General features: G+C 62.8%; 20 protein-coding genes. 13 read left to right on the plus strand and 7 right to left on the minus strand.

What is annotated here, in order from left to right:
• The first annotated feature begins 188 nt into the window (after positions 1–188).
• Complete coding sequence (locus ASD99_RS15355; protein WP_244497763.1) at positions 189–689, plus strand: hypothetical protein; 501 nt, start codon at positions 189–191, stop codon at positions 687–689.
• On the opposite strand, the gene ASD99_RS15360 is transcribed toward ASD99_RS15355, so the two are convergent.
• A complete protein-coding gene (locus ASD99_RS15360) occupies positions 686–1,612 on the minus strand; it encodes a LysR family transcriptional regulator (RefSeq protein ID WP_082583291.1) in 927 nt (308 codons plus the stop codon). The genes ASD99_RS15355 and ASD99_RS15360 overlap by 4 nt on opposite strands.
• A 91-nt stretch (positions 1,613–1,703) precedes the next feature.
• On the opposite strand from ASD99_RS15360, the gene ASD99_RS15365 reads away from it, so the two are divergent.
• Positions 1,704–2,597, plus strand: a complete 894-nt coding sequence (locus tag ASD99_RS15365; RefSeq protein WP_056593817.1) for a DMT family transporter — start codon at positions 1,704–1,706, stop codon at positions 2,595–2,597.
• 112 nt (positions 2,598–2,709) lie between these two features.
• Positions 2,710–3,468, plus strand: coding sequence for a hypothetical protein (locus ASD99_RS15370; RefSeq protein WP_057144166.1), 759 nt, complete (start codon positions 2,710–2,712; stop codon positions 3,466–3,468).
• A 23-nt stretch (positions 3,469–3,491) separates the two neighbouring features.
• On the opposite strand, the gene mutL is transcribed toward ASD99_RS15370, so the two are convergent.
• On the minus strand, positions 3,492–5,366 hold the full coding sequence (gene mutL / locus ASD99_RS15375; RefSeq protein WP_056593823.1) for a DNA mismatch repair endonuclease MutL: 1,875 nt from the start codon (positions 5,364–5,366) through the stop codon (positions 3,492–3,494).
• A 76-nt stretch (positions 5,367–5,442) separates the two neighbouring features.
• Positions 5,443–6,345, minus strand: a complete 903-nt coding sequence (locus tag ASD99_RS15380; RefSeq protein ID WP_056593826.1) for a LysR substrate-binding domain-containing protein — start codon at positions 6,343–6,345, stop codon at positions 5,443–5,445.
• Between the two features lie 91 nt (positions 6,346–6,436).
• On the opposite strand from ASD99_RS15380, the gene ASD99_RS15385 reads away from it, so the two are divergent.
• The 4 genes from ASD99_RS15385 (at position 6,437) to ASD99_RS15400 (ending at position 10,911) form a co-directional block, all read left to right on the plus strand.
• Positions 6,437–8,005 carry a trimethylamine methyltransferase family protein gene (locus tag ASD99_RS15385; protein WP_056593831.1) on the plus strand — a complete coding sequence of 523 codons (1,569 nt, stop codon included), beginning with the start codon at positions 6,437–6,439 and terminating at the stop codon, positions 8,003–8,005.
• A gap of 60 nt (positions 8,006–8,065) precedes the next feature.
• Positions 8,066–9,715: an ABC transporter substrate-binding protein gene (locus tag ASD99_RS15390; protein WP_056593835.1), complete on the plus strand. Its 1,650-nt coding sequence runs from the start codon at positions 8,066–8,068 to the stop codon at positions 9,713–9,715.
• A gap of 97 nt (positions 9,716–9,812) precedes the next feature.
• Entirely contained in the window at positions 9,813–10,292 is a 480-nt protein-coding gene (locus tag ASD99_RS15395; RefSeq protein WP_056593837.1) for a DUF3828 domain-containing protein, read from the plus strand.
• 4 nt (positions 10,293–10,296) lie between these two features.
• Positions 10,297–10,911 (plus strand): hypothetical protein, encoded by a 615-nt coding sequence (locus tag ASD99_RS15400; protein WP_056593840.1) that lies wholly within the window; start codon positions 10,297–10,299, stop codon positions 10,909–10,911.
• Between the two features lie 9 nt (positions 10,912–10,920).
• On the opposite strand, the gene queF is transcribed toward ASD99_RS15400, so the two are convergent.
• On the minus strand, positions 10,921–11,382 hold the full coding sequence (gene queF / locus ASD99_RS15405; protein ID WP_056593844.1) for a preQ(1) synthase: 462 nt from the start codon (positions 11,380–11,382) through the stop codon (positions 10,921–10,923).
• A 141-nt stretch (positions 11,383–11,523) separates the two neighbouring features.
• On the opposite strand from queF, the gene ASD99_RS15410 reads away from it, so the two are divergent.
• Entirely contained in the window at positions 11,524–13,569 is a 2,046-nt protein-coding gene (locus ASD99_RS15410; RefSeq protein ID WP_057144167.1) for an NADH:flavin oxidoreductase, read from the plus strand.
• 137 nt (positions 13,570–13,706) lie between these two features.
• Here the strand turns inward: ASD99_RS15410 and ASD99_RS15415 are convergent, their stop codons facing one another.
• Positions 13,707–14,114, minus strand: coding sequence for a hypothetical protein (locus ASD99_RS15415; protein ID WP_057144168.1), 408 nt, complete (start codon positions 14,112–14,114; stop codon positions 13,707–13,709).
• 117 nt (positions 14,115–14,231) lie between these two features.
• Between ASD99_RS15415 and ASD99_RS15420 the strand changes: the two genes are divergently transcribed.
• A complete protein-coding gene (locus ASD99_RS15420) occupies positions 14,232–14,660 on the plus strand; it encodes a MarR family winged helix-turn-helix transcriptional regulator (RefSeq protein WP_056593852.1) in 429 nt (142 codons plus the stop codon).
• 147 nt (positions 14,661–14,807) lie between these two features.
• On the opposite strand, the gene ASD99_RS15425 is transcribed toward ASD99_RS15420, so the two are convergent.
• Positions 14,808–16,874: a putative bifunctional diguanylate cyclase/phosphodiesterase gene (locus ASD99_RS15425; RefSeq protein WP_057144169.1), complete on the minus strand. Its 2,067-nt coding sequence runs from the start codon at positions 16,872–16,874 to the stop codon at positions 14,808–14,810.
• 319 nt (positions 16,875–17,193) lie between these two features.
• Here ASD99_RS15425 and ASD99_RS15430 point away from each other — a divergent pair, with 319 nt between their 5' ends.
• Complete coding sequence (locus tag ASD99_RS15430; protein WP_057144170.1) at positions 17,194–18,381, plus strand: glycine C-acetyltransferase; 1,188 nt, start codon at positions 17,194–17,196, stop codon at positions 18,379–18,381.
• Positions 18,382–18,433: 52 nt separating this feature from the next.
• Positions 18,434–19,468, plus strand: coding sequence for an L-threonine 3-dehydrogenase (gene tdh, locus ASD99_RS15435; protein WP_013532321.1), 1,035 nt, complete (start codon positions 18,434–18,436; stop codon positions 19,466–19,468).
• Positions 19,469–19,477: 9 nt separating this feature from the next.
• Here tdh and ASD99_RS15440 read toward each other — a convergent pair whose 3' ends face one another.
• Positions 19,478–19,945 (minus strand): MarR family winged helix-turn-helix transcriptional regulator, encoded by a 468-nt coding sequence (locus ASD99_RS15440; protein WP_057144200.1) that lies wholly within the window; start codon positions 19,943–19,945, stop codon positions 19,478–19,480.
• An 88-nt stretch (positions 19,946–20,033) separates the two neighbouring features.
• On the opposite strand from ASD99_RS15440, the gene hmgA reads away from it, so the two are divergent.
• Entirely contained in the window at positions 20,034–21,347 is a 1,314-nt protein-coding gene (hmgA, locus tag ASD99_RS15445) for a homogentisate 1,2-dioxygenase (protein WP_057144171.1), read from the plus strand.
• 11 nt (positions 21,348–21,358) lie between these two features.
• The gene (locus tag ASD99_RS15450) at positions 21,359–22,213 is read left to right on the plus strand and encodes an MBL fold metallo-hydrolase (RefSeq protein WP_057144201.1); all 855 of its coding nucleotides are present in this window, start codon (positions 21,359–21,361) and stop codon (positions 22,211–22,213) included.
• The last annotated feature ends 26 nt before the right edge of the window (positions 22,214–22,239 follow it).

Genomic DNA, 22,239 nt, shown 5'->3' on the forward strand with positions numbered 1-22,239 from the left:
ATTTCATCGCCATAAATTCCCGGCGAGGTCAAGCATGTGACAAGCTTGAGACAATGCTGACACCCTATTGTTGGGGAGAAAAACGCTGATGTCGGGGCACTATGGACATTTCCTCCGCCCGCCTTGCCGCCTTGCTTAGGGAAACGATGACGCCGCAGGCCGTGCCGTCGGCAAAGGCCGACCCAGTCATGACGGCACTGGTCAAGGCGCTGGTCCAGCCGCCTGCGCCGTCCATGCTTGCGCAACAGACAGCACCCGCGCTGTTGGCTTTGCCTGCGGCGCCGATGGTCGTCAAATCGCAACAGATCGCGTCGGCTGGCATCGTCGAGGCCTATCTTGCCCAGTTCGTGACGGGGGAAGAAGTGGCATTGGCAACGGTCGTGGCGAGAAAGGCAACGCCTGAAGCCGAAACGCAGCGAGCCGTCTTGCCACCTTCGGCAACGGCTAATGACAATGCTCCTGCAAGGGTTGCGGGGTTGTCATTGCTGTCGCTTATCCCGCCGCAGGCTCCGGTCCCGCGCAACGCTGCCGCACTGGATACCCCGGCGGGCCCGCAAAGGCCGGCCAAGCAATCCCATGGTGCGGCGCCGAACCCCGAGCACCTGCTGGTGAAGATCGGCTTCGTTTCGACAATGGCCGGTTTGCTAGGAACCGTGGTCCTTGGGTTCGTTCTCTTGATGCTGCGCTAACCCTCGGCTTCGATGAAGGCTTCCATCTTTTCCGGCGACAGCCCTGCCTGCACCGCGATACGGCGCGCCAGTTCCGCCGCGGCGGCACGGGGCCGTCCCATCGGCCGGTCGAGCCAATAGGATACCGGATTGAGCGCGGTGCGCCCGTCGACGGGAGTGATGCGGCCCGACTTCAATTGATGCCCGGTCAGCGGTGGACGCGCCAGCGCGATGCCGAGCCCATAGGCGGCGGCGTCGAGCACCAGATTATAGTCCTCGAAGCGGCGGTCCTGCGGGCGCGGGCGATAGTCCATGCCTTGCGCGGCAAACCAGGCGCGCCAGGCTGACGCGTCGGAATCGTTGATCAGCGAATATTTGAGCAGTCGGGCAGGGTCGCCGCGGCCGATCTCGCGGGCAAGCTCGGGCGAGGCGACGGGGAAGACATGTTCCTCGAAAAGCTGCACCGAGATGCGGCCCGGAATGCCGCCGCGGCCGCAGCGGATCGAGAGATCAATGCCCTCATCGGCAAGGTCGGCCTGGCGGATGTCGACGTCGAGCACGATGCGCAGCTTGGAGGGATCGTTCTCCAGCGCCGCCATGCGCGGCATCAGCCACAGCCCGCTGACCGAGGGGATCGAGGTCAATCGCACCACGGCGGTGCCGCGTGGTTCCACCCAGCGGTCGGAATGGCTGGAAATCAGCGCGAAAGCCTCCGCCGTGCGCAAATGCAGCCGGTTGCCTTCGATGGTCAGCGAGACGCCGCGCGCACCGCGATCGAAAACTTTCAACCCCAGCCAGTCTTCGAGCTTGGCGATCTGCCGGCTGACGGCACCGTGGGTGATGTTGAGCTTTTCGGCGGCCGCCGAAAAGCTGCCCGTTCGCGCCGCCGCGTCGAAGGCGCGCAGCGTTTCGAGCGGTACCATTGTGTCTGAGCTGTGATCCATAGTCACAGGTGATCCTCGATTTGGTCGTTTGTCAACCGACCCGAAAAGGGGTTTTCTGCCATTCAGGACCGAAGAACACGAGGACAGCGAGATGAGCGCAATGACCAGCACGTTGAATTCGACACAACGGATGGACACCACGGCAGCCATCGCGGTGGCGCTGACGGTGGTTGGCTGGGCCTCTGCCTTTCCGGCGATCCGCGCAGGCCTCGCCGCCTTTGGGCCGCTGGAACTGGGTGCGTTGCGCTTTGCCATTGCCGCTGTGCCGGCGGCGATCTTCCTGGCCGCCAAGCGCCCGGCGCTGCCTAGGCTGGACGAAGTGTGGCGCCTGGTCTTTGGCGGTGCCATCTTCGTCGCGCTCTACACCGTAATGCTCAATTTCGGCGAACTGACCGTCTCGGCCGGCGCCGCCGGCTTCATCATCAATGTCAGCCCGATCTTCACCGCCATCATGGCAATGGCGCTGCTTGGCGAGCGTTTTTCGGGCATGGCCTGGGCCGGCACGGTGATTTCCTTCGCCGGCATTGGCGTCATCGCCATGGCCGACGGGCATGGCCTGCACTTCAACACCGGCGCGCTGCTGGTGCTCGGTTCGGCCTTGTGCTCGGCCGTCAACACCATAGTCCAGAAGCCGCTGTTTGCCCGCCATCATCCGCTGACCATTTCTGCCTCGAACATGGTGCTAGGCGCACTCTGCCTGTCGCCCTTCCTGCCGTCAGCCTTTTCGCAAGCGGTCGTTGCAGATACCGCCGGCCTTGGCGCCGTCATCTTCCTCGGCATCGTGCCCAGCCTGATCGCCTATGCCGCCTGGGCGACCGCCCTGTCGCGTCTGCCTGCGGCACGTGCCTCGAACTTCCTCTACCTTGTCTCGCCAATGTCTGCCCTGATCGGCTTCTTCTGGCTGGGCGAAGTGCCGACCCTGCTTGGCATCCTCGGTGGTGCGCTGGCGCTCGGTGGCGTGATCGTGGTGAATTTGAAGAGGTAAAACAAAAGGCTGGAGCCGTTTCCGAACTCAAATCCCGAGCCGTGCTCGTTGCGATGCAGACACGCGCCAGGCGGGCGGCTATGGTGAGCCGCTTGTGTGGAGCGGGGTCGGGATGGGAAGACTGTTCATATCAGCAATTTTTTCTGTGCTGCTGCTGAGCGGGGAGGCCGCCGCGGGTTGGTATCACGTGGAGAATTACGAAGGGTCCATCGGTTCCCAGCCCGTTCATGTCTCGCTTCAGACATATGACAGCTTCGGCAGCGGCATGACCGTCGAGGGAAGCTACTTCTACGACGCGAAGCAAAGCCCGATAGCGGTGTTCGGCAAGCTCAACGGCACCAGCCTCGTGCTCTGCGAGATCTCGAATGACAAGGAATTCGACCGGATATTGGTGGTTGGATCAAAGATCCCCGTCGACACCACCGGATGCCCGTTTTCCCTCGACATGGCTGAAAGCGGCGCGACAGGCACCTGGAGCAAGGGGGCAGACACGTATCCCGTCACGCTCAAGAAGGTCGCGAGCCTGGACGATACCGGCGACCCAAAGATCGACGGGGCCATCGAGATTCCCTTCTGGGCCGAAACAGCCGCCCACAGGTTTGCCGGTGTTTATACGAACACCGACTCAGGCACTTGCATGGCGAAAATGCAGGTCATCAAAAAGAGCAGCAGGAAGGTCGTTCAGGAGATCGCCTTCTATGATGATGGCTGCAACGCCGGCATGCTGATGACGTCCATCTATGCGAACGTCCAGAAGTGGGCCGAGCGAAGCGAGGACATCATTTCGGTGAATTTTCGAGGTGGCGGCGCCGGATATACGATGGACTATGCCTTTGACCGCAAGACCAAAAAGTACCGCCAGAGGAAATGAAACGGGACGCCGATAGCAAGACCTCAACGCCGGCCGAACAGCCTTTCGATATCCGCCAGCTTGAGCTCGATATAGGTCGGGCGGCCGTGGTTGCAGGTGCCGGAGCCGGGCGTCGCCTCCATCTGCCGCAGCAACGCATTCATCTCCTCGGCCTTGAGCAGGCGGCCGGAGCGCACTGAGCCGTGGCAGGCCATGGTCGCGGCGATCTTGTCCAGCCGCTCCTTCAGCGTGTCGACCGTGTCGTTGTCGGCGATCTCGTCGGCGAGGTCGCGCACCAACTGCTGGACATTGGTTTCGCCGAGCATCGACGGCGTCTCGCGCACTGCGACGGCGCCGGGGCCGAAGCGCTCGATACCGAGGCCGAAGCGGGCCAGCGTTTCCGAATGCATGGCAAGCCGTTCGGCATCCTCTTCCGGCAGATCGATGATTTCAGGCAGCAGCAGCATCTGTGAAGGCACCGGCCGCGAATGCAGCGCATTTTTCAGCGCTTCGTAGACCAGACGCTCATGCGCCGCATGCTGGTCGACGATGACGAGCGAATCCCTGGTCTGCGCGACGATGTAGTTCTCATGCACCTGGGCGCGCGCCGCACCGAGCACCGCACCAAGCAGCGTCTCGGCCGCCTCATCCTGCCCGGCGCGCGCATCGGCGCTGGCAAGCGGGCCGGCATCGAACGCCGCCTGCTCGTTTTCGCGTAAGCCGCGTTGATCGAAGCCCGCGCCCTCGAAACCCATGTCGAGCGGTCGCTGCGGCGATCGGGCCGGGTCGAAGCCGGAGGGGCCTGACGCTCGGTAGGCCGCCTCGTAGCTGCGATGACCGTTGGCCGGGCCGCCGTGACCGTAGGATGCGGCGCCCGGGCGGAAGGCCGCCATCATGCCTGCGGCACCCGTGGTGGCGGCGCGCATGCCGGAATCGGCCAGCGCCTGGCGGATGGAACCGACGATCAGCCCGCGCACCAGGCCGGGATCACGGAAGCGCACATCGGCCTTGGCCGGGTGGACATTGACGTCGACGATGGCCGGATCGAGTGAAAGAAACAGCACCGTCACTGCATGGCGGTCACGCGGCAGGACGTCGGCGAAGGCCCCGCGAATGGCGCCGGCGATCAGCTTGTCGCGCACCGGCCTGCCGTTGACATAGGCATATTGCTGCAGCGCATTGGCGCGGGTGAAGGACGGGATCGACACGTGGCCGGTCAGGTGCACGCCTTCGCGCATCGCCTCGATGGCAATCGAATTGTCGGGAAAATCGGCACCCATTACCTGGGCGACACGGCGCAGGCTGCCTGCCGCACTGTCGTCCGTCGCCGGCAGTTCCAGTGTCGAGCGGTCCGAGCCGGCCAGCGTGAAGCGCACGGCGGGGAAGGCGATGGCGATGCGCTTGACCACGTCACTGGTCGCCGAACTCTCGGCGCGCTCGCCCTTCATGAATTTCAGTCGAGCCGGCGTTGCGAAGAACAGGTCGCGCACCTCGACGGTGGTGCCGCGATTGGCCGCCGCCGGCTTGACGGGCAGGACGCGGCCACCCTCGATGCCGATCTCGGCGGCACTGTCGCCGGCGGCGGTGCGTGACCGGATCGACAGCCGCGACACCGAGCCGATCGACGGCAGCGCTTCGCCGCGGAAGCCGAGCGAGCGGATGTCGTTGATATCCTCGGTGAGCTTGGAGGTGCAGTGACGCGCGATCGCCAACGCCAGCTCCGGTTCGGGGATGCCGGAGCCGTCATCGGTGACGCGGATCAGGTTCAGTCCGCCGCCGGCGGTGACGATCTCGACGCGTGAAGCACCGGCGTCCAGCGCGTTCTCGACCAGTTCCTTGACCACGCTTGCCGGACGCTCGATGACTTCGCCTGCGGCGATCTGGTTGATCATCGTTTCGGAAAGCTGGCGGATGGGCATGGCGGCACTATAGGCGGATTCGGGGTGTGCGGGAGAGGCATAATCGTGAGAGCGGTGGATCAGTTCGCAGCACGGATTACGCCTGCGCGGCCAGCCAGTCGCGCACCTTGCGGGCATTTTCGCTGAGTTCCCGGTTCTTCGGCCAGACGACATAGAACGCCTTGCCGGTCTTCATCACATGATCCGTCACCGGCACCAGCAGGCCCGATGCCAGCAGCCGCTCGGCGAGGTGCCGCCAGCCAAGGGCGATGCCTTGCCCCTCCATGACTCCTTGGATCACCAGGCCATAGTCGTTGATGCGCAGGCCGCGTGCGGTATCGCTGAGATTGGCGCCGGCCGACTGGAACCATTCGTCCCAACTGGCCGCCTCGCGATACGGCTCTTCCAGATGGATGAGGCGGTGCGTGGCCAGTTCTGCAGCGGATTTGGGCAGGCCGAACTTTGCCGCATAGCTGGTGCCGGCGACGGGAAATATCTCCTCGTCGGCCAGGGGCAACGAGTGATAGTCCGGCCAGTCCCGAGGCTCGCCGCCGCGCACGCCGAGAGGGATGCCTTCCGCGATGATGTCGAGGTCGCGGTCGGCGGTCTGGATGCGCAGGTCGATGCCCGGCAGTTCGTCGCGGAATTGCTGCAGGCGCGGCATCATCCAGAAGGAACCGAAGGCCGTCGACGCGGCAAGCGTTACATGGCCGCCACTTGCCTGCAGGCGCAGATCCTCCGCCGATTTGCGGATATGCGACAGGCCGAGCGAAACGTCGGCGTGGAAGCGCTCGCCGGCCTCGGTCAGGATGACCTGGCGGTGCCGGCGCTGGAACAGCTTGGCGCCAAGCTGTTCTTCCAGTCCTCGCACGGCATAGGAGACGGCGGCCTGCGTCATGCCGAGTTCTCGCCCGGCGGCGGTGAAGCTCGACAGCCGCCCGGCCGCCTCGAAGACGATCAGGCTGCCGGCGGAAGGCAAGAGGTGGCGCAGGCTTCGCATAAGCCCAGCTTATACAAGAGATCAGGATTTTCCAGCGTCACATCGCCATTTTGTCTGCGTAGATTGTCCTCAGGAACAAGATGGAGGCTCCATGAACGCACCGGCCGCCGAGACGACAATCGAACCCGCCAAGCGGCGTGAGCGCGGCGGTGGCCGCATCGCCCGGCGTGAACTGCGTTCGCACGGCTCGGAAGGGCTCAGCCGGCCCTACATCGTGCGCAACATCCCGACCTACGACATCCTGTCGGAAGAGAACCTGCTTCGTATCGAGGCGACCGCCGACCGGATCCTGGCCGAGATCGGCATCGAGTTCCGCGACGACCCAGTGGCCCTGGCGCACTGGAAGCGGGCAGGGGCGTCCATCGACGGCGCTCTGGTCAAGTTCGAGCCGGGCATGCTGCGCGAGATTCTCAAGACGGCGCCCGCGAGCTTCACCCAGCATGCGCGCAATCCGGCCAATTCGGTCGAGATCGGTGGCAAAAGCGTCGTCTTCTCGCCGGCCTACGGCTCACCCTTCGTCATGGATATCGACAAGGGCCGCCGCTACGGCACGATCGAGGATTTCCGCAACTTCGTGAAGCTAGCGCAGTCCTCACCCTGGCTGCACCATTCCGGCGGCACCATCTGCGAGCCGGTCGATGTGCCGGTCAACAAGCGCCATCTCGACATGGTCTACAGCCACATCAAATATTCCGATCGAGGCTTCATGGGCTCGGTGACGGCAGAGAGCCGCGCCGAGGATTCGATCGACATGGCGCGCATCGTCTTCGGCCGTGATTTTGTCGACAAGAACTGCGTCATCCTCGGCAATGTCAACGTCAATTCGCCGCTGGTCTGGGACGCGACGATGACGACGGCGCTGCGTGCCTATGCTCGCGCCAACCAGGCGGCTGTCATCGTGCCGTTCATCCTTGGCGGCGCCATGGGCCCGGTGACCAATGCCGGCGCCATCGCCCAGTCGCTCGCCGAAACCATGGCCGGCTGCGCGCTGACCCAGCTTGAACGGCCCGGCGCGCCGGTCATTTTCGGCAATTTCCTATCCTCGATGTCGCTGCGTTCGGGCTCGCCCACCTTCGGCACGCCGGAACCGGCGATCGGCTCGATGGTCATCGGGCAACTGGCACGGCGGCTGAAGCTGCCGTTGCGCTGCTCCGGCAATTTCACCACCTCGAAGCTGCCCGACGCACAGGCCATGAACGAAGGCACCATGTCGATGCTGGCGGCTGTGCATTGCGGCGCCAACTTCATTCTGCATTCGGCCGGCTTCCTCGACGGCCTCCTGTCGATGTCCTACGAAAAATTCGTTATGGACGCCGATTTCTGCGGCGCGCTGCACACCTATCTCGACGGGGTGAAGATCGACGACAACCAGTTGGCGCTCGACGCCTTCAGGGAGGTTGGTCCCGGCAGCCATTTCTTCGGTTCGGCCCATACCTTGGCCAACTACGAGACAGCCTTCTGGGATTCCGAGATCGCCGACAACGAACCTTACGAGAAGTGGGAGGCTGCCGGATCGGAAGATGCCGCCATTCGCGCCAACCGGCGCTGGAAGAAGGCGCTGGCCGAATACCAGGCACCGCCGCTGGACCCTGACATAGACGAGGCACTGCAGGACTTCATGGGCCGTAAGAAGCTTGAGATGGCGGACGCCTGGTACTGAACATCCGAGAAGGGCGATCAACGCCACGTATCGAACAATGCGAAAGAAGCGGAGGAAAAAATGACATTCTTCAGAAGCAGTGGCGATCGCGTGCCGAGCGCTATCGAGGCGATGGCGCAAGACGCACGTGCGGGCCGCATGGACCGACGCGAGTTCCTGGCGCTGGCAAGCGCCTTCGGCGCATCGACGGCGCTTGCCTATGGCATGATCGGCCTTGCCGCGCCGGATCGGGCCTTGGCCGAAGAACCGAAGAAAGGCGGAACGCTGCGCGTCTCGATGTCGGTGAAGGGACAGAAGGATCCGCGCACTTACGACTGGGTGGAGCTTGCGAACATTTCGCGCTGCTGGCTGGAGCCGCTTGTCCGCTACACCAGGCAATTCACATTCGAGCCGGTCCTGCTCGAAAGCTGGGATATCAACGACGACGCCACCGAATATGTGCTGCATGTGCGCAAGGGCATCACATGGAACAACGGCGACGCTTTCAACGCCGATGACGTCGCCTACAATCTGACGCGCTGGTGCGAGAAAGGCGTCGCCGGCAATTCGATGGCCGCACGTGTCGGCGCGCTGATCGACGCAAAGACCGGCAAAGCCAGGGACGGCGCGATTACCAAGGTCGACGACAACACGGTCAAGCTGAAACTCAGCGAACCTGACATTTCGCTGATCCCGAACTTCACCGACTATCCGGCTCTTGTCGTTCACCGCAACTTCGATGCCGATGGCGCCGATCCGATCAAGAAGCCGATCGGCACGGGAGCGTTCGAATTGGTCTCCTACGATGTCGGCCAGAAGGCTGTCGTCAAGCGTCGTGAGAATGGCAAATGGTGGGGCGGTGAAGCGCCACTCGACAGTGTCGAATTCATCGACTACGGCACGGATTTCAACGCTACGGTGAATGCTTTCGATTCCGGCGAGATCGACCTCAATTTCGAGTCGCCCGCCGACTTCATCGATATTCTCGACAAGATGGGCCTGGAGAAATCCGAGGTCGCGACAGCGACGACACTCGTTGCCCGCACCAACATCACCCACAAGCCCTATGACGACCAGCGGGTGCGCAACGCTCTGCAGATGGCCGTCGACAACAACGCGGTTCTAGAACTCGGCTATGCCGGGCGAGGCACCCCTGGTGAAAACCACCATGTCGCCCCGATCCACCCTGAATACTATCCGCTGCCCAAGAAGACACGCGACGCGGCCGGCGCCAAGAAACTGATGGCGGAAGCCGGACAGGCCGACTTCGAGCATGAACTGATCACCATCGAAGACGACTGGCAGAAGAACACCGGCGACGCCATCGCCGGCCAGTTGCGCGATGCCGGCATCAAGGTCAAGCGTACGGTGCTGCCGGGTTCGACTTTCTGGAACGACTGGACGAAATATCCCTATTCCATGACGATCTGGTACATGCGTCCGCTCGGTGTCCAGGTGCTGGCGCTTGGCTACCGCACCGGCGAGGCGTGGAATGAATCCGCATACTCCAATCCCGATTTCGACGCCAAGCTCAAGCAGGCTCTTTCGCTGATCGACGTGGCCAAGCGCAAGGAGGTGATGAAGGATGTCGAGCAGATCCTGCAGGATTCGGGCGTCATTGTTCAGCCGTTCTGGCAGAAGCTCTTCAGCCACATGAACAAGAAGGTGAAGAACTACGGTGTCCATCAGACGTTCGAGATGGATCTCCAGAACGTCTGGCTGGACGCCTGAAAGCAAGGCGCTGCAGGACTTCATGAGCCGCAAAAAAGCCGATATGCAGGATACGTGGTATTGATTGGCCCAAGCCGTCAAAAGCCGGAGATCCTGCATGAGACTGACATTGCTCGCTGCCGCCCTTTCGATAGCCTTGCCGGCGACCGCCGTCGCCGGACCGGCGTCCAACGCCGTGAAGTTCTTCTATGTGCCGGCGGTCAAGTTCGAGGCCGACGAACAATATCGGGATCGGTTCACCGAGCCGGTGACGAAACTGTTCGACCTGAACGACCAGGCAACGAAAAAGAACCCGGACGAGGTTGCCTGCATCGACTTCGATCCTGGTCTTGATGCCCAGGATTTCGATCAGAAGACCGTCTCGAGAACGCTCAAATTGTCTGAGAAGCTAGATGGCGACAACGCAGAGGTTACCGCGACCTTCAGCCTTTTTTCGGAAGGCGACGATTCCAAACGTGAAATGGTCTGGTCGCTCAAGAAGATCGACGGCCAGTGGAAGATATCGGACATCGCCTCCAAGACCAGCGACTGGAAGCTCAGCGCGCTGGAATGCATGGCCGGCCAGACACCGGAGTGATGCGATGGCTCGTCGCCCGTTCCTGGCACTGTCGACCATGTGCCTGCTGGCGGTGGGTCTGAGCGGTGCCGACGCCCAAGGTCTGTTGGGTGCGCCGCCGGCAAACGCCCCGGCTGACGCTACGCCGGCCGACAGCGGGGCGCCGCCTGCAAATGCGCCCGGAACCGGGGTGGAACCGGCAACGCCCCCGGTTGGATGGTCGCCAGCCGAAGCCGCGCCAGCCGCACCGATCCAGCCGGGTTCGCCGACAGCGGTGGTGCGGCCGTTTTACGATCAGGTCGGGCTGGAGATCGATCCGTCAGAGCGCAGCCATTTCATCGATCCGGCGAAAACCGTGCTCGACAAGAGCGACGCCTTGCGCAAGTCCGGGCAGGGCGAGTGCCTCGACCCCAACATGGCGCTAGACAATGCGGACTATGACAAGGCCGAGATCGACAAGAGCCTGAAGACGCTGGAGGCGGTCAACGGCGACCAGGCCAAGGTCATCGTCGCCTTCGTCATCTCAGGCAATCCGCACCGGCTGGAGTGGAAATTCAAGAAGGTCGACGGCGAGTGGAAGATCACGGACCTGTTGTCGGTGACCGGCGAATGGGCACTCAGCCAATATCAGTGCGAATGATCGGCGAGTTCACCCGCGCCCGCGATAGGGCGCGACCCCGGTGTCGGGCAGCCAGCTGCCTTCCGGCGGAGCACCTGTCTGCCAGAACACGTCGATCGGAATGCCGCCGCGCGGATACCAATAGCCGCCTATGCGCAACCACAGCGGCTTGGTTGCCGCCACAATGCGGCGGCCGATCATGACGGTGCATTCTTCATGGAAAGCGCCGTGATTGCGAAACGAGGTCATGAACAGCTTGAGCGACTTCGATTCCACCAGAGCCGCGTCAGGTGCGTAGTCGATGACGATGTGGGCGAAATCCGGCTGGCCGGTGACCGGGCACAGCGAGGTGAATTCCGGGCAGACGAAGCGCACGATCGCTGGCGGCCCGTCGCCGCGGGCAAACGGCACGGTTTCCAGGACCGCTGCTTCGGGGCTCTGTGGCGTCTCGACCCTTGTGCCGAGTTGGGTAAGGTCTTTTGTCACGGTCATGGGCGGTGGCCTCGTTCGATTTTGCCGCTCATTAGCATCGGACCGAAAAGTGCGCAGCGGTTTTCGGATGAATCCGATGATTAAAATTAGATCTGAAGCAGCGCACGCTGCTTCAGCACAATTTGAAACAGCAGGAAGACGATGACCTCCAACGATCCGCTTCTCCAGCCCTATCAGCTCAAACATCTGACGCTGAAGAACCGGGTCATGTCGACCAGCCATGAGCCGGCCTATTCCGAGGAAGGCATGCCGAAACAGCGCTATCGGCTCTACCATGCCGAGAAGGCCAAGGGCGGCATGGCGCTGACCATGACCGCCGGATCGGCGATCGTCTCGCGCGACAGTCCGGCTGCCTTCGGCAATTTGCATGTCTATGACGACAGGATCGTGCCGTGGCTGGCGGAGCTCGCCGACGCCTGCCACGAGCACGACTGCAAGGTGATGATCCAGATCACCCATCTCGGCCGCCGCACCGGCTGGAACAAGGCCGACTGGCTGCCGGTGCTCTCGGCCTCGCCGGTGCGCGAGCCGGCGCATCGTGCTTTTCCCAAGACGATCGAGGACTGGGACATCGAGCGCATCGTTGCCGACTATGCTTCTGCCGCCCAGCGCTGCCATGCCGCCGGCCTCGACGGCATCGAGTTCGAGGCCTACGGCCATCTGATCGACGGCTTCTGGTCGCCGGCCACCAACCAGCGCGACGACGAGTTCGGCGGTTCGCTCGACAACCGCCTGCGCTTCACCAACATGGTGCTCGAGGCCGTGCGCGCGGCGGTCGGCGACAAATTCGTCGTCGGCATCCGCATGGTCGCCGACGAAGATTTCGAACAGGGCCTGTCGAAGGCGGAGGGCATCGAGATCGCGACGCGGCTGGCCGGCTCGGGCAAGGTCGATTTCCTCAACATCATCCGCGGTTCGATAGAGAGCGATGCGGCGCTGACCAAGGTCATACCGGTGACCGGCATGCGCTCTTCGCCGCATCTCGATTTCGCCGGCGAGGTGAGGGCGGCGACGAAATTCCCGACCTTTCATGCGGCGCGCATTTCCGACGTCGCCACCGCGCGCCACGCCATCGCCACCGGCAAGCTCGACATGGTCGGCATGACCCGCGCCCACATCGCCGATCCGCACATCATGAAAAAGGTGATGGAGGGCCGCGAGCACGAGATACGCCCATGTGTGGGCGCCACCTATTGTCTCGACCGCATCTATGAAGGCGGTGAAGCGCTGTGCGTCCACAATGCGGCGACCGGCCGCGAGGCCGATATCCCGCACATCATCGTCGAGACAGAAGGGCCGAAGCAGAAAATCATCGTCGTCGGCGCCGGCGCCGGCGGACTGGAGGTGGCGCGGATCGCGGCCGAGAGAGGCCACAAGGTGACGGTGCTTGAAGCGTCGAGCCAGGCCGGCGGCCAAATTCGGCTGGCAACGCAGAACCCGCGCCGCAAGGAGTTGATAGGCATCATCGACTGGCGGCTTTCCGAGCTCGACCGGCTCGGCGTCGAGATCCGCTACGACACCTGGGCGGAGAAGGACGACGTTCTGGCGCTGTCGCCAGATGTGGTGGTGGTCGCCACCGGCGGATTGCCGCAGAACCCGCCGCTGACGGCGGGCGACAATCTGGTCACCTCAAGCTGGGACATCATGGCCGGCAGCGTCAAGCCGGCCGAAAATGTGCTGCTTTATGACGACAATGGCGGCCATCAGGGCATGGGCGCGGCCGAATTGATCGCCAATGCCGGCTCGAAACTCGAACTTGTTTCGCCGGAGCGCTTCTTTGCCCCGGAAATGGGCGGCATGAACCATGTGCCTTACATGCGCGCCTTCCAGGAAAAGGGCGTCACCATCACCATCAACACACGGCTGCGTTCGGTGCGGCGCGAGGGCAACCAGTTGATCGCTGAACTGGCCTCGGATTTCGCCGATGGCTGGCGCGGCGAGCGCAGGGTCGACCAGGTGGTGGTCGAGCACGGCACGCTCCCGCTTGATGATCTCTACCTCTCGCTGAAGCCGCTATCGAAGAATGGCGGCGCGGTCGACTATGAGCGTCTGGTGAGCGGTGGCGACATCTTTCCGGCCCGCAATCCGCAAGGCAGCTTCGTAATGTTCCGCATTGGCGACGCGGTCGCCTCGCGCAACATCCATGCCGCCATTTATGACGGCATCAGGTTCGGCTTGCGGATCTGAACTTCGTCATTCGCGAGAATTGGTGGCGCGCGGTCGGACCTGCGTACGAGAGCCCGTGTACTTCGGTCCGGCCGCGCGCCCGCACGTCATTGGCTTGTCGCCAGACAACGTACGATTCCGTGAGGTTTTGCTGCGCCTCAGACCATCCTGGCGACAGCCATGCACAGCACCGTGACGACCAGCAACCAGGCGGCAATGCGTTCGCCCGTCGCCATTCTGGCGCGCAGTTGCGTCTCGGTTTCCGCATTCGCACCGGCAAGTCGTCTGCTGGGCGCCCTGACCATGGCGCCGAGCACGCCGGCGGCGGCCAAAGCGGCCAGGATGCCAAGCGCGAGCACCATTTCCATCGAGCCGAAATAGGCGCCGTGGAAAAAGTACCAGAGCAGCGCTCCGGTCGGGAAAACCATGCCGGCCGCGCCCATCTGCGGCTGGATGAAGCGTTCGGCCCGGATATCGGGGTCGCGCGCCAGCGTAATCGTGGTGCCTGCCCAGAAAACGCCGGCCATGACATGAAGGCCGATAACGACGATGTAGACATACTGCATGACCGGATCTCCTCTCGCGTCCGCCACTACCGATATAGTTAGATGTCGAATGATTAGATGTCAATGCGTAAGCTGGAGCCAGTTCCATCCGTGGAGAACACCGTCTAGTGTCCATGCATGACGCCTTTTGAACGCCCGCCAGTCGGTATGAATCTTGGCCGAACCGCCAAGCTGGTTGCCCAGGCTTTCGACGCTGCCCTGGTCGAGGCCGGTGGTACATTGCCGGTCTGGCTTACATTGCTGTCGGTCAAGTCGAGCAACCTGGCCAATCAGCGCGAGCTTGCTGGCATGATCGGCATCCAGGGAGCGACACTGACCCACCATCTCAACGCGATGGAGGCGCAGGGCCTGCTGACGCGTCGCCGCGATCCCGTCAACCGCCGGGTTCATCTGGTCGAATTGACTGCGGCCGGAGAAGCGATGTTCGAGACATTGCGCAAGGCCGCGCTTGCCTTCGACAAGCGGCTGCGGGTCGGGCTGTCCGACGAGCGTCTGGCGGAGTTCGCCCAGGTGCTGGCGGCGCTGCGGGGCAATGTGGGAGGGTAGGGAGCGCGCTCCCGATCATCGGCTCAGTCGTCGTAGCCCTGGATTGTTCCAAAGGTGTAATGGCGCAGCTTCAGCGCGGTGATCAAATTGGTCAGCTTCGTCGGTCGCCAGTTCGATGGCCACTTGTCAAGGCGGACTCGGTCGCGTCTACGCCAGGCTCCCCTGCAGCACCGTCAGCTTGGCCTTCTTCGGCATGCGGGCGGTCAGCCATTCCAGCGCCTTGTCGTGCGGCATCGGGAAGGCGATGGAATAACCCTGCACCTGGTCGCAGCCGATCGCCATCAGCGAATCGAGCTCGGCCTCGGTTTCGGCGCCCTCGGCAACGATCGAGATACCAAGGCCACGCGCCAGCTCGGTGATGGCGCGCACGATCTTCGAGTTGTCGCCATTCTCATGGATGTTCTGGACGAAGCGGCGATCGATCTTCAGCCGGTCGATCTCGTTCGGGTTGACATGGCTGAGCGAGGCATAGCCGGTGCCGAAATCATCGAGTTCGAGATGGACGCCGGCTGCCCTGATTTGGCGCAGCTTTGCCGCGATGCCCGTCTTCTCGTCGTCGAGGATGACGGATTCGACGATTTCCAGCGACAGTTTCTGCGCCGGCAGCCCGGCCCTTTCCAGCGTCTCGAACAAAAACGCATCGAAATCGTGCTCGCGCAGTTCGGTACCGGAAACATTGACGGCAAGTCGCCCGAAGGCAATCCCGGCGCGGTTCCATTCGGCCGCCTCGTTGATCGCCTTGGTGATGACGATGCGGCCGATCTCGGGCATGAAGCCGCACTTCTCGGCGACCGGAATGAATTCGCCGGGTGGGATCATGCCGCGCTCGGCATGGTTCCAGCGCACCAGCGCCTCGATGCCGCTGATCGTGCCGTTGCTCAGCGAGACCTGCGGCTGGAAATAGACCTGGAAGGCCCGCTCCGCGATGGCGACCTTGATGTCGTGCTCGAGCTGCTTGCGATAGTCGAGTTCGCGGCGCAACTCTTCGGAGAAGAAGGAGAAGTTGCCGCCGCCCAGCTTCTTGGCGGAATAGAGTGCCAGATCGGCGTGGACCAGCAGATCCTGGGCATTGTCGGCGTCGATCGGATAGACGGCGATGCCGGCGCTGGCGCCTGGGAGAATGGTCGTGCCCTGGAAGACGATCGGCTCGTTGATGTGCGCCAGGATGCGCCGGGCAAGCATGTTGATGTCTTCGGTGCCGCCGGCGCCGCCAAGGATCATGACGAATTCGTCGCCGCCCAGGCGCACGCACAGATCCGACGCCCGGCAGGAATCGCGCATGCGCTGCGCCGTGACGACCAGCACATAGTCGCCGGCGGCGTGGCCAAGCGTATCGTTGATCTGCTTGAACCGGTCGAGGTCGAGCTGGACGACGGCAAGGCGTTCGCGACGCCGGTGCGTGCCCTTGATCAGCGTGTCGAAATGATCGGTCAGGAACGTGCGGTTGTGCAGGCCGGTGAGGCCGTCATGCACGGCGATAAAGGCCATGGAATTGCGCGCGTCGATCAGCTCATGCGTCTTGCGCAGGATGGCGTTCGACATCGGCCTGAAGATGAAGAGCGCCACCAGTATGATGACGCCGAGGGTGGCGTAGAACAGCGTGCGGTGGAGGGCGAGCAGCTTTTCGGAGCGCCCGTCGGCATTGGCGCCGATGCGCTGGCCAAGCGCGGCGTAGCCCGACAGGGTCGCGTTGGCGACAGAAGCATCGAGATTGACCCGTTCGTCGCCACCCTTGTAGCCGCCATTGCCGGTGAATTGCGATTCATAGGCTGAGATCAGGCGGTCGCCATTGGCGATCAGCCCGACCGAGAAGTAATCGAGGTGGAACGGCTTGGCGAAAAGCACGCTCTCGATCGACTTCGGGTCGAGCTTGGCCGGCGATTGCGGATCGGCTCCCGTCTGCTCGAGCAGCAAATTGTAGTTCGTCTCGAACTCCGCCGTTGCCTGCTTGAGCGCGCTGACCAGCGCCGGCTGCTTGTCGCGCGAACCAGCACCCGTTGCACTGGCAAGGAAGACGATGCGCTGCGACAGCGTCTTTTGCGTGCTGACAATGTCGAGCAAGGTGTGGTTGTGCTGCTGGGTGGCCATCGTCTGCTGCAGCAGGATAAAGGAGGCTATCACCATGGCCGCAATGATCAGCAGGGCCAGCCAATAGCCAGCCTTGATCAGCAGTACGAGCTTGCGTGAAACGGTTTGCACCGGCTGCTGCGACATTTTCGGGGGCGGCCCTCTCGCCAACGGATTCCTGTATGAGCACCATTGATCTGCAAACGTTAACAGGACCGGAAATCGACAGCCGGCCGGCAAGGGGGAGCCGTGGAAAGATCGCGAAATGGTTATCGGCTCGTTTAGCGCCGTACCGACATTTGAGCGGTCGTCAGCCAGCCGCATTTGTCGTGGCCTCGCTTGCGCGGTCGCAAGACAATCCACATCGAGGCCACATCGGGCCGCTTGCCACCAATCCGGTCGTTTTTGCGATGGATTTTTCGCGCGGACGAGACGACAGTCGGTCCACGTCAAACGAGGCCAGATCATGACCGCAGCATTCCTCTCCCACATCGACAGCGAGCTCGCCGGGCTCAAATCGGCCGGCCTCTACAAATCCGAGCGGGTGATCTCTTCGACCCAGTCTGCCGAGATCGAGGTCGCCGGGCAGAAGGTGCTCAACTTCTGCGCCAACAACTATCTCGGCCTTGCCGACAGCGCCGACCTGCGCGCGGCGGCCAGCCAGGCGCTTGATCGCTATGGCTACGGCATGGCATCGGTGCGCTTCATCTGCGGCACGCAAGAAGAGCACAAGCAGCTCGAGGCCACGATTTCATCTTTCCTCGGCCTGGAAGACACCATCCTTTACGGCTCCTGCTTCGACGCCAATGGCGGCCTGTTCGAGACGCTGCTCGGCGAGGAAGATGCGATCATTTCCGATGCGCTGAACCATGCCTCGATCATCGACGGCGTGCGGCTGTCGAAGGCCAAACGCTTCCGCTACGCCAACAACGACATGGCCGACCTCGAGGCGCGCCTGAAGGAAGCCAAGGACTGCCGCTTCCGGCTGATCGCCACCGATGGGGTGTTTTCGATGGATGGCATCATCGCCAATCTTAGGGGTGTTTGTGACCTCGCCGAGAAATACGACGCTATGGTGATGGTCGACGACAGCCATGCGGTCGGCTTCGTCGGCCAGGACGGCCGCGGCTCGGCCGAGCATTGCGGCGTCGAAGGCAGGGTCGACATCATCACCGGGACGCTCGGCAAGGCGCTTGGCGGCGCCTCCGGCGGCTACACTTCGGGCAAGAGGCAGGTGGTCGAGTGGCTGCGCCAGCGCTCGCGGCCTTATCTCTTTTCCAACACGCTGATGCCTGCGATTGCCGGCGCTTCGATCAAGGTGTTCGAACTGATCCGCAATGGCGATGCCATGCGCGAGCGTCTCTATGCCAATGCGGCGCGGTTCCGGTCGCAGATGGGCAAACTCGGCTTCACGCTGGCCGGAGCCGACCATCCGATCATTCCAGTGATGCTGGGCGATGCGAGCCTGGCGCAGGAGATGGCTGCGCGCATGCTGAAGCGCGGCATCTATGTCATCGGCTTTTCCTTCCCGGTGGTGCCCAAGGGCCAGGCGCGCATCCGCACGCAGATGTCGGCGGCGCATTCCAGCGCCGACATCGACCGCGCGGTGGAAGCGTTTGCCGCCGTCGGGCGCGAACTCGGGGTCATTTCCTGACAGGCCGGAATCGAAAAGCGATTCCGGATCAAGAGATTCAAGGGACAAAAGCATGTCGAACATGATGAAGGCGTTGGTGAAGGCCAAGGCCGAACCGGGCATCTGGATGGAAGAGGTGCCGGTGCCGGAAATCGGCCCCAACGACGTGCTGATCAAGATCAAGAAGACAGCGATCTGCGGCACCGACGTCCATATCTACAATTGGGACCAGTGGGCGCAAAAGACGGTGCCGGTGCCGATGGTGACCGGCCATGAATTCGTCGGAACGGTCGCCGATTTCGGCGCGGCGGTGACGGAATACAAGGTCGGCCAGCGCGTGTCGGGCGAAGGCCACATCGTCTGCGGCCATTGCCGCAACTGTCGCGCGGGGCGAGGGCATCTATGCCGCAACACGCTTGGCGTCGGCGTCAACCGGCCCGGCGCCTTCGGCGAGTATCTGGCGATCCCGCAGCACAATGTCGTGCCGATCCCTGACGACGTCCCGGACGAGATCGCCGCCATCTTCGATCCCTTGGGCAATGCAGTCCACACGGCATTGTCCTTCGATCTGGTTGGCGAGGACGTGCTTGTCACGGGCGCCGGACCGATCGGCATCATGGGCGCGCTCGTCGCGCAGTGCGTCGGCGCGCGAAAAGTAGTCATCACCGACATCAACCCGGTGCGGCTGGCATTGGCGAAAAAGCTCGGCGTCCAGCATGTCGTCGATGCGTCCAAGGAAAAGCTGCGCGACGTCATGCCGGCGCTCGGCATGACCGAAGGCTTTGATGTCGGCCTCGAAATGTCGGGCGCCGCACCCGCCTTCCGCGACATGATCGACACCATGAACAATGGCGGCAAGATTGCCATTCTGGGCATCGCGCCGACCGGCTTCGAGATCGACTGGAACAAGGTCATCTTCAAGATGCTGCATCTCAAGGGCATCTACGGCCGCGAGATGTTCGAGACCTGGTACAAGATGATCGCGCTGGTGCAGGGCCCGCTCGATGTTTCCGGGCTTATCACGCACCGCATCGGCATCGACGACTTCCAGGCCGGTTTCGATGCCATGCGCAGCGGCAGTTCCGGCAAGGTGGTCATGGACTGGTAGCCACCAGTCCTAGTTCTGGCCAAGGTTCTTTTCGAGTGCGGCCAGTCCGTCGGCGATCGCTCCGCGTTCGCCGACGCTCAATTTCGACAGCAACTCCCGCTCGAACGCCTTCGCCAGCGGCACCATTTCACGGTAGGCGGTAAGCCCCGCCCTGGTCAGTGTCAGGTGTTCTACACGGCGGTCTTTCTCATCCGGGCTTCGGGTGAGCCAGCGCCGCCGTTCGAGTTCAGCCACGGCGCGCGACACCTTGGTCTTGTGCATGGCCGATTGCTCGCCGATCGTAGACGCCGTCATGGTGCCGTGCTGGCCCAGCCCGGAAAGGGTTCGCCATTCCGGCCGCGTCAGGCCATGGCTGTCCTTGTAAATCCGGGAGAATTCGCGGCTGACGGCGTCGGCAAGCCGGTAGAGCCGGTAGGGCAGAAAATTTTCCAGATTGAGAATTTCAGGCGCGTCGGACGCTTCGCTCTTGATCGCCATTTTCTCAAAGCCGCCATTGATGGTTACATTTTCGATGGTTACAGATGAAACCAGTTTGGTCAATTGAGATCCATTCCGGGAGGAAGCAATGGCCTTTTCCTACATGCCGGGTTTCGGCAACGACTTCGAAACCGAGACGCTGCCCGGTTCGCTGCCACAAGGACGGAACTCGCCGCAGCGGCCGGCCTACGGGCTCTACGCCGAGCAGCTTTCGGGCTCACCTTTCACTGCCCCGCGCGGCACCAATGAGCGCTCCTGGCTCTACCGGATCCGGCCGAGCGTCAAGCACACCGGCCGCTTCAAACCGGCAAACTATCCGCTGTGGAAGAGCGCACCCAATGTCGGCGATCATGAACTGGCGCTTGGCCAGTATCGTTGGAATCCGGTGCCGATGCCGAAGGAGCCGACCGACTTCATCGCCGGCATGCGCAGCATCACCACCGCCGGCGACGTGCTCGGGCAGACGGGCATGGCAGCACACATCTATGTCGCCAACCGCTCGATGGTTGATGATCATTTCTTCAACGCCGACGGCGAGTTGCTGGTAGTACCGCAGGTCGGCGCTTTGCGCTTCGTGACCGAGATGGGCGTCATTGAGCTTCGGCCAGGCGAGATCGCCGTGCTGCCGCGCGGTCTGGTCTTCAAGGTCGAGTTGGTCGACCCGCAAGTGCGCGGCTATGTCTGCGAGAACTACGGCGCCAAGCTGACGCTGCCCGACCGCGGCCCGATCGGCGCCAATTGCCTGGCCAATCCGCGCGATTTCAAGACGCCTTGCGCCTGGTTCGAGGAGAAGGAAACGCCTTGTCGGCTGACAGTGAAATGGTGCGGCAATTTCCATGTCACCGAAATCGGCCATTCGCCGCTGGATGTCGTTGCCTGGCACGGCAATTACGCGCCCTACAAATATGATCTGGCGACGTTTTCGCCTGTCGGAGCGCTGCTGTTCGACCATCCCGATCCGTCGATCTTCACGGTGCTGACGGCACCGAGCGGCGAGGAGGGTACCGCCAACATCGATTTCGTCATCTTCCCACCGCGCTGGCTGGTGGCCGAAGATACGTTCCGGCCGCCCTGGTACCACCGCAACATCATGAGCGAGTTAATGGGCCTGATCCACGGCCAGTATGACGCCAAGGAAGAAGGTTTTGTTCCTGGCGGCATCAGCCTGCACAATCTGATGCTGGCCCATGGACCGGATGCGCCTGGCTTCGAAAAGGCCTCGCGCACGGACCTGAAACCGGTCAAGCTCGACAACACCATGGCCTTCATGTTCGAGACGCGATTTCCGCAGATGTTGACCCGCTACGGCGCCGAACTCGAAACCCGGCAGGACAATTACATAGACTGCTGGGCGGACCTGAAGAAGCGTTTCAACGGCACGCCCGAGGGCGACTGGTCTTGAGCGGCGAGCCAATGCCGGATCGGCTGGTGATTTTGGGCTCGAAGGGTGGCCCTGCGCTGCGGCCAGGTGGTCCATGGCCGAGTTCGTCGCTGCTGCAGATCGGCGGCCGTACGGTCGTTGTCGACTGCGGACTTGGCGTGACGCGTGGTCTGGTCGATGCCGGCATCAGCCTGAAGGCGCTCGACCTGATCTTCATCACGCATTTGCATTCCGACCATGTGCTGGAACTGGGGCCGTTGATCCACACCGCCTGGACGGCGGGTCTGGCGACGCCCATCGGCGTGTTCGGCCCGCCCGGCACGGATCATTATTGGCGGCGCTTTTGCCAGGCGATGGAGTTCGACATCGAGATCCGCATCGTCGATGAGGGCAGGCCGGATATTCGTGAGCTGGTTTCGATCGTCGAATTCGGCGAAGGCCAGGTGGTCGAGCGGGGCGGCTTGACCGTTTCGGCGCTGCGCGTCGAGCATCCGCCGGTGACCGACTGTTTTGCGCTGCGCTTCGAGCACAGCGGGAAAAGCGTGGTTTTCTCCGCCGATACGGCCTGCTTTCCGCCGCTCGCCGATTTTGCCCGGAGCGCGGATATCCTGGTCCACGAGGCCATGCTGGAAGAAGGCATCGAGCGGCTGGTGGCCAAGACCGGCAACGGGGCGCGGCTGAAAGACCATCTGCTCGCCAGCCACAGCTTTGCCGAAGAGGCCGGGAGCATCGCCGGCGATGCCGGCGTCAAGAGACTGGTGCTCAATCACCTCATTCCGGCCGACGATCCCGGGATCGGCGAGGCCGACTGGATCGCCGCTGTCAGGAAAACGTGGGCCGGCGACTTGACGATCGCCCGCGACGGCCTTGTTGTGAAGCTAGCATGATCCCGAACCGAAGGACCGCGTCAGCG

The sequence above is a fragment of the Mesorhizobium sp. Root695 genome, from assembly GCF_001428185.1.
In the GTDB taxonomy this organism is placed as follows: domain Bacteria; phylum Pseudomonadota; class Alphaproteobacteria; order Rhizobiales; family Rhizobiaceae; genus Mesorhizobium.

Bases quoted from the DNA above. Each gene is read 5' to 3' on its own strand.
- ASD99_RS15365 (WP_056593817.1), top strand. From the start codon at position 1,704: ATGAGCGCAATGACCAGCACGTTGAATTCGACACAACGGATGGACACC.
- ASD99_RS15380 (WP_056593826.1), bottom strand. From the start codon at position 6,345: ATGCGAAGCCTGCGCCACCTCTTGCCTTCCGCCGGCAGCCTGATCGTC.
- ASD99_RS15355 (WP_244497763.1), top strand. From the start codon at position 189: ATGACGGCACTGGTCAAGGCGCTGGTCCAGCCGCCTGCGCCGTCCATG.
- ASD99_RS15425 (WP_057144169.1), bottom strand. From the start codon at position 16,874: ATGTCGCAGCAGCCGGTGCAAACCGTTTCACGCAAGCTCGTACTGCTG.
- tdh (WP_013532321.1), top strand. From the start codon at position 18,434: ATGTCGAACATGATGAAGGCGTTGGTGAAGGCCAAGGCCGAACCGGGC.
- hmgA (WP_057144171.1), top strand. From the start codon at position 20,034: ATGGCCTTTTCCTACATGCCGGGTTTCGGCAACGACTTCGAAACCGAG.
- ASD99_RS15370 (WP_057144166.1), top strand. From the start codon at position 2,710: ATGGGAAGACTGTTCATATCAGCAATTTTTTCTGTGCTGCTGCTGAGC.
- ASD99_RS15410 (WP_057144167.1), top strand. From the start codon at position 11,524: ATGACCTCCAACGATCCGCTTCTCCAGCCCTATCAGCTCAAACATCTG.
- ASD99_RS15450 (WP_057144201.1), top strand. From the start codon at position 21,359: ATGCCGGATCGGCTGGTGATTTTGGGCTCGAAGGGTGGCCCTGCGCTG.
- ASD99_RS15390 (WP_056593835.1), top strand. From the start codon at position 8,066: ATGACATTCTTCAGAAGCAGTGGCGATCGCGTGCCGAGCGCTATCGAG.
- ASD99_RS15360 (WP_082583291.1), bottom strand. From the start codon at position 1,612: ATGGATCACAGCTCAGACACAATGGTACCGCTCGAAACGCTGCGCGCC.
- mutL (WP_056593823.1), bottom strand. From the start codon at position 5,366: ATGCCCATCCGCCAGCTTTCCGAAACGATGATCAACCAGATCGCCGCA.
- ASD99_RS15415 (WP_057144168.1), bottom strand. From the start codon at position 14,114: ATGCAGTATGTCTACATCGTCGTTATCGGCCTTCATGTCATGGCCGGC.
- ASD99_RS15395 (WP_056593837.1), top strand. From the start codon at position 9,813: ATGAGACTGACATTGCTCGCTGCCGCCCTTTCGATAGCCTTGCCGGCG.
- ASD99_RS15420 (WP_056593852.1), top strand. From the start codon at position 14,232: ATGACGCCTTTTGAACGCCCGCCAGTCGGTATGAATCTTGGCCGAACC.
- ASD99_RS15385 (WP_056593831.1), top strand. From the start codon at position 6,437: ATGAACGCACCGGCCGCCGAGACGACAATCGAACCCGCCAAGCGGCGT.
- ASD99_RS15440 (WP_057144200.1), bottom strand. From the start codon at position 19,945: ATGGCGATCAAGAGCGAAGCGTCCGACGCGCCTGAAATTCTCAATCTG.
- ASD99_RS15400 (WP_056593840.1), top strand. From the start codon at position 10,297: ATGGCTCGTCGCCCGTTCCTGGCACTGTCGACCATGTGCCTGCTGGCG.
- ASD99_RS15430 (WP_057144170.1), top strand. From the start codon at position 17,194: ATGACCGCAGCATTCCTCTCCCACATCGACAGCGAGCTCGCCGGGCTC.
- queF (WP_056593844.1), bottom strand. From the start codon at position 11,382: ATGACCGTGACAAAAGACCTTACCCAACTCGGCACAAGGGTCGAGACG.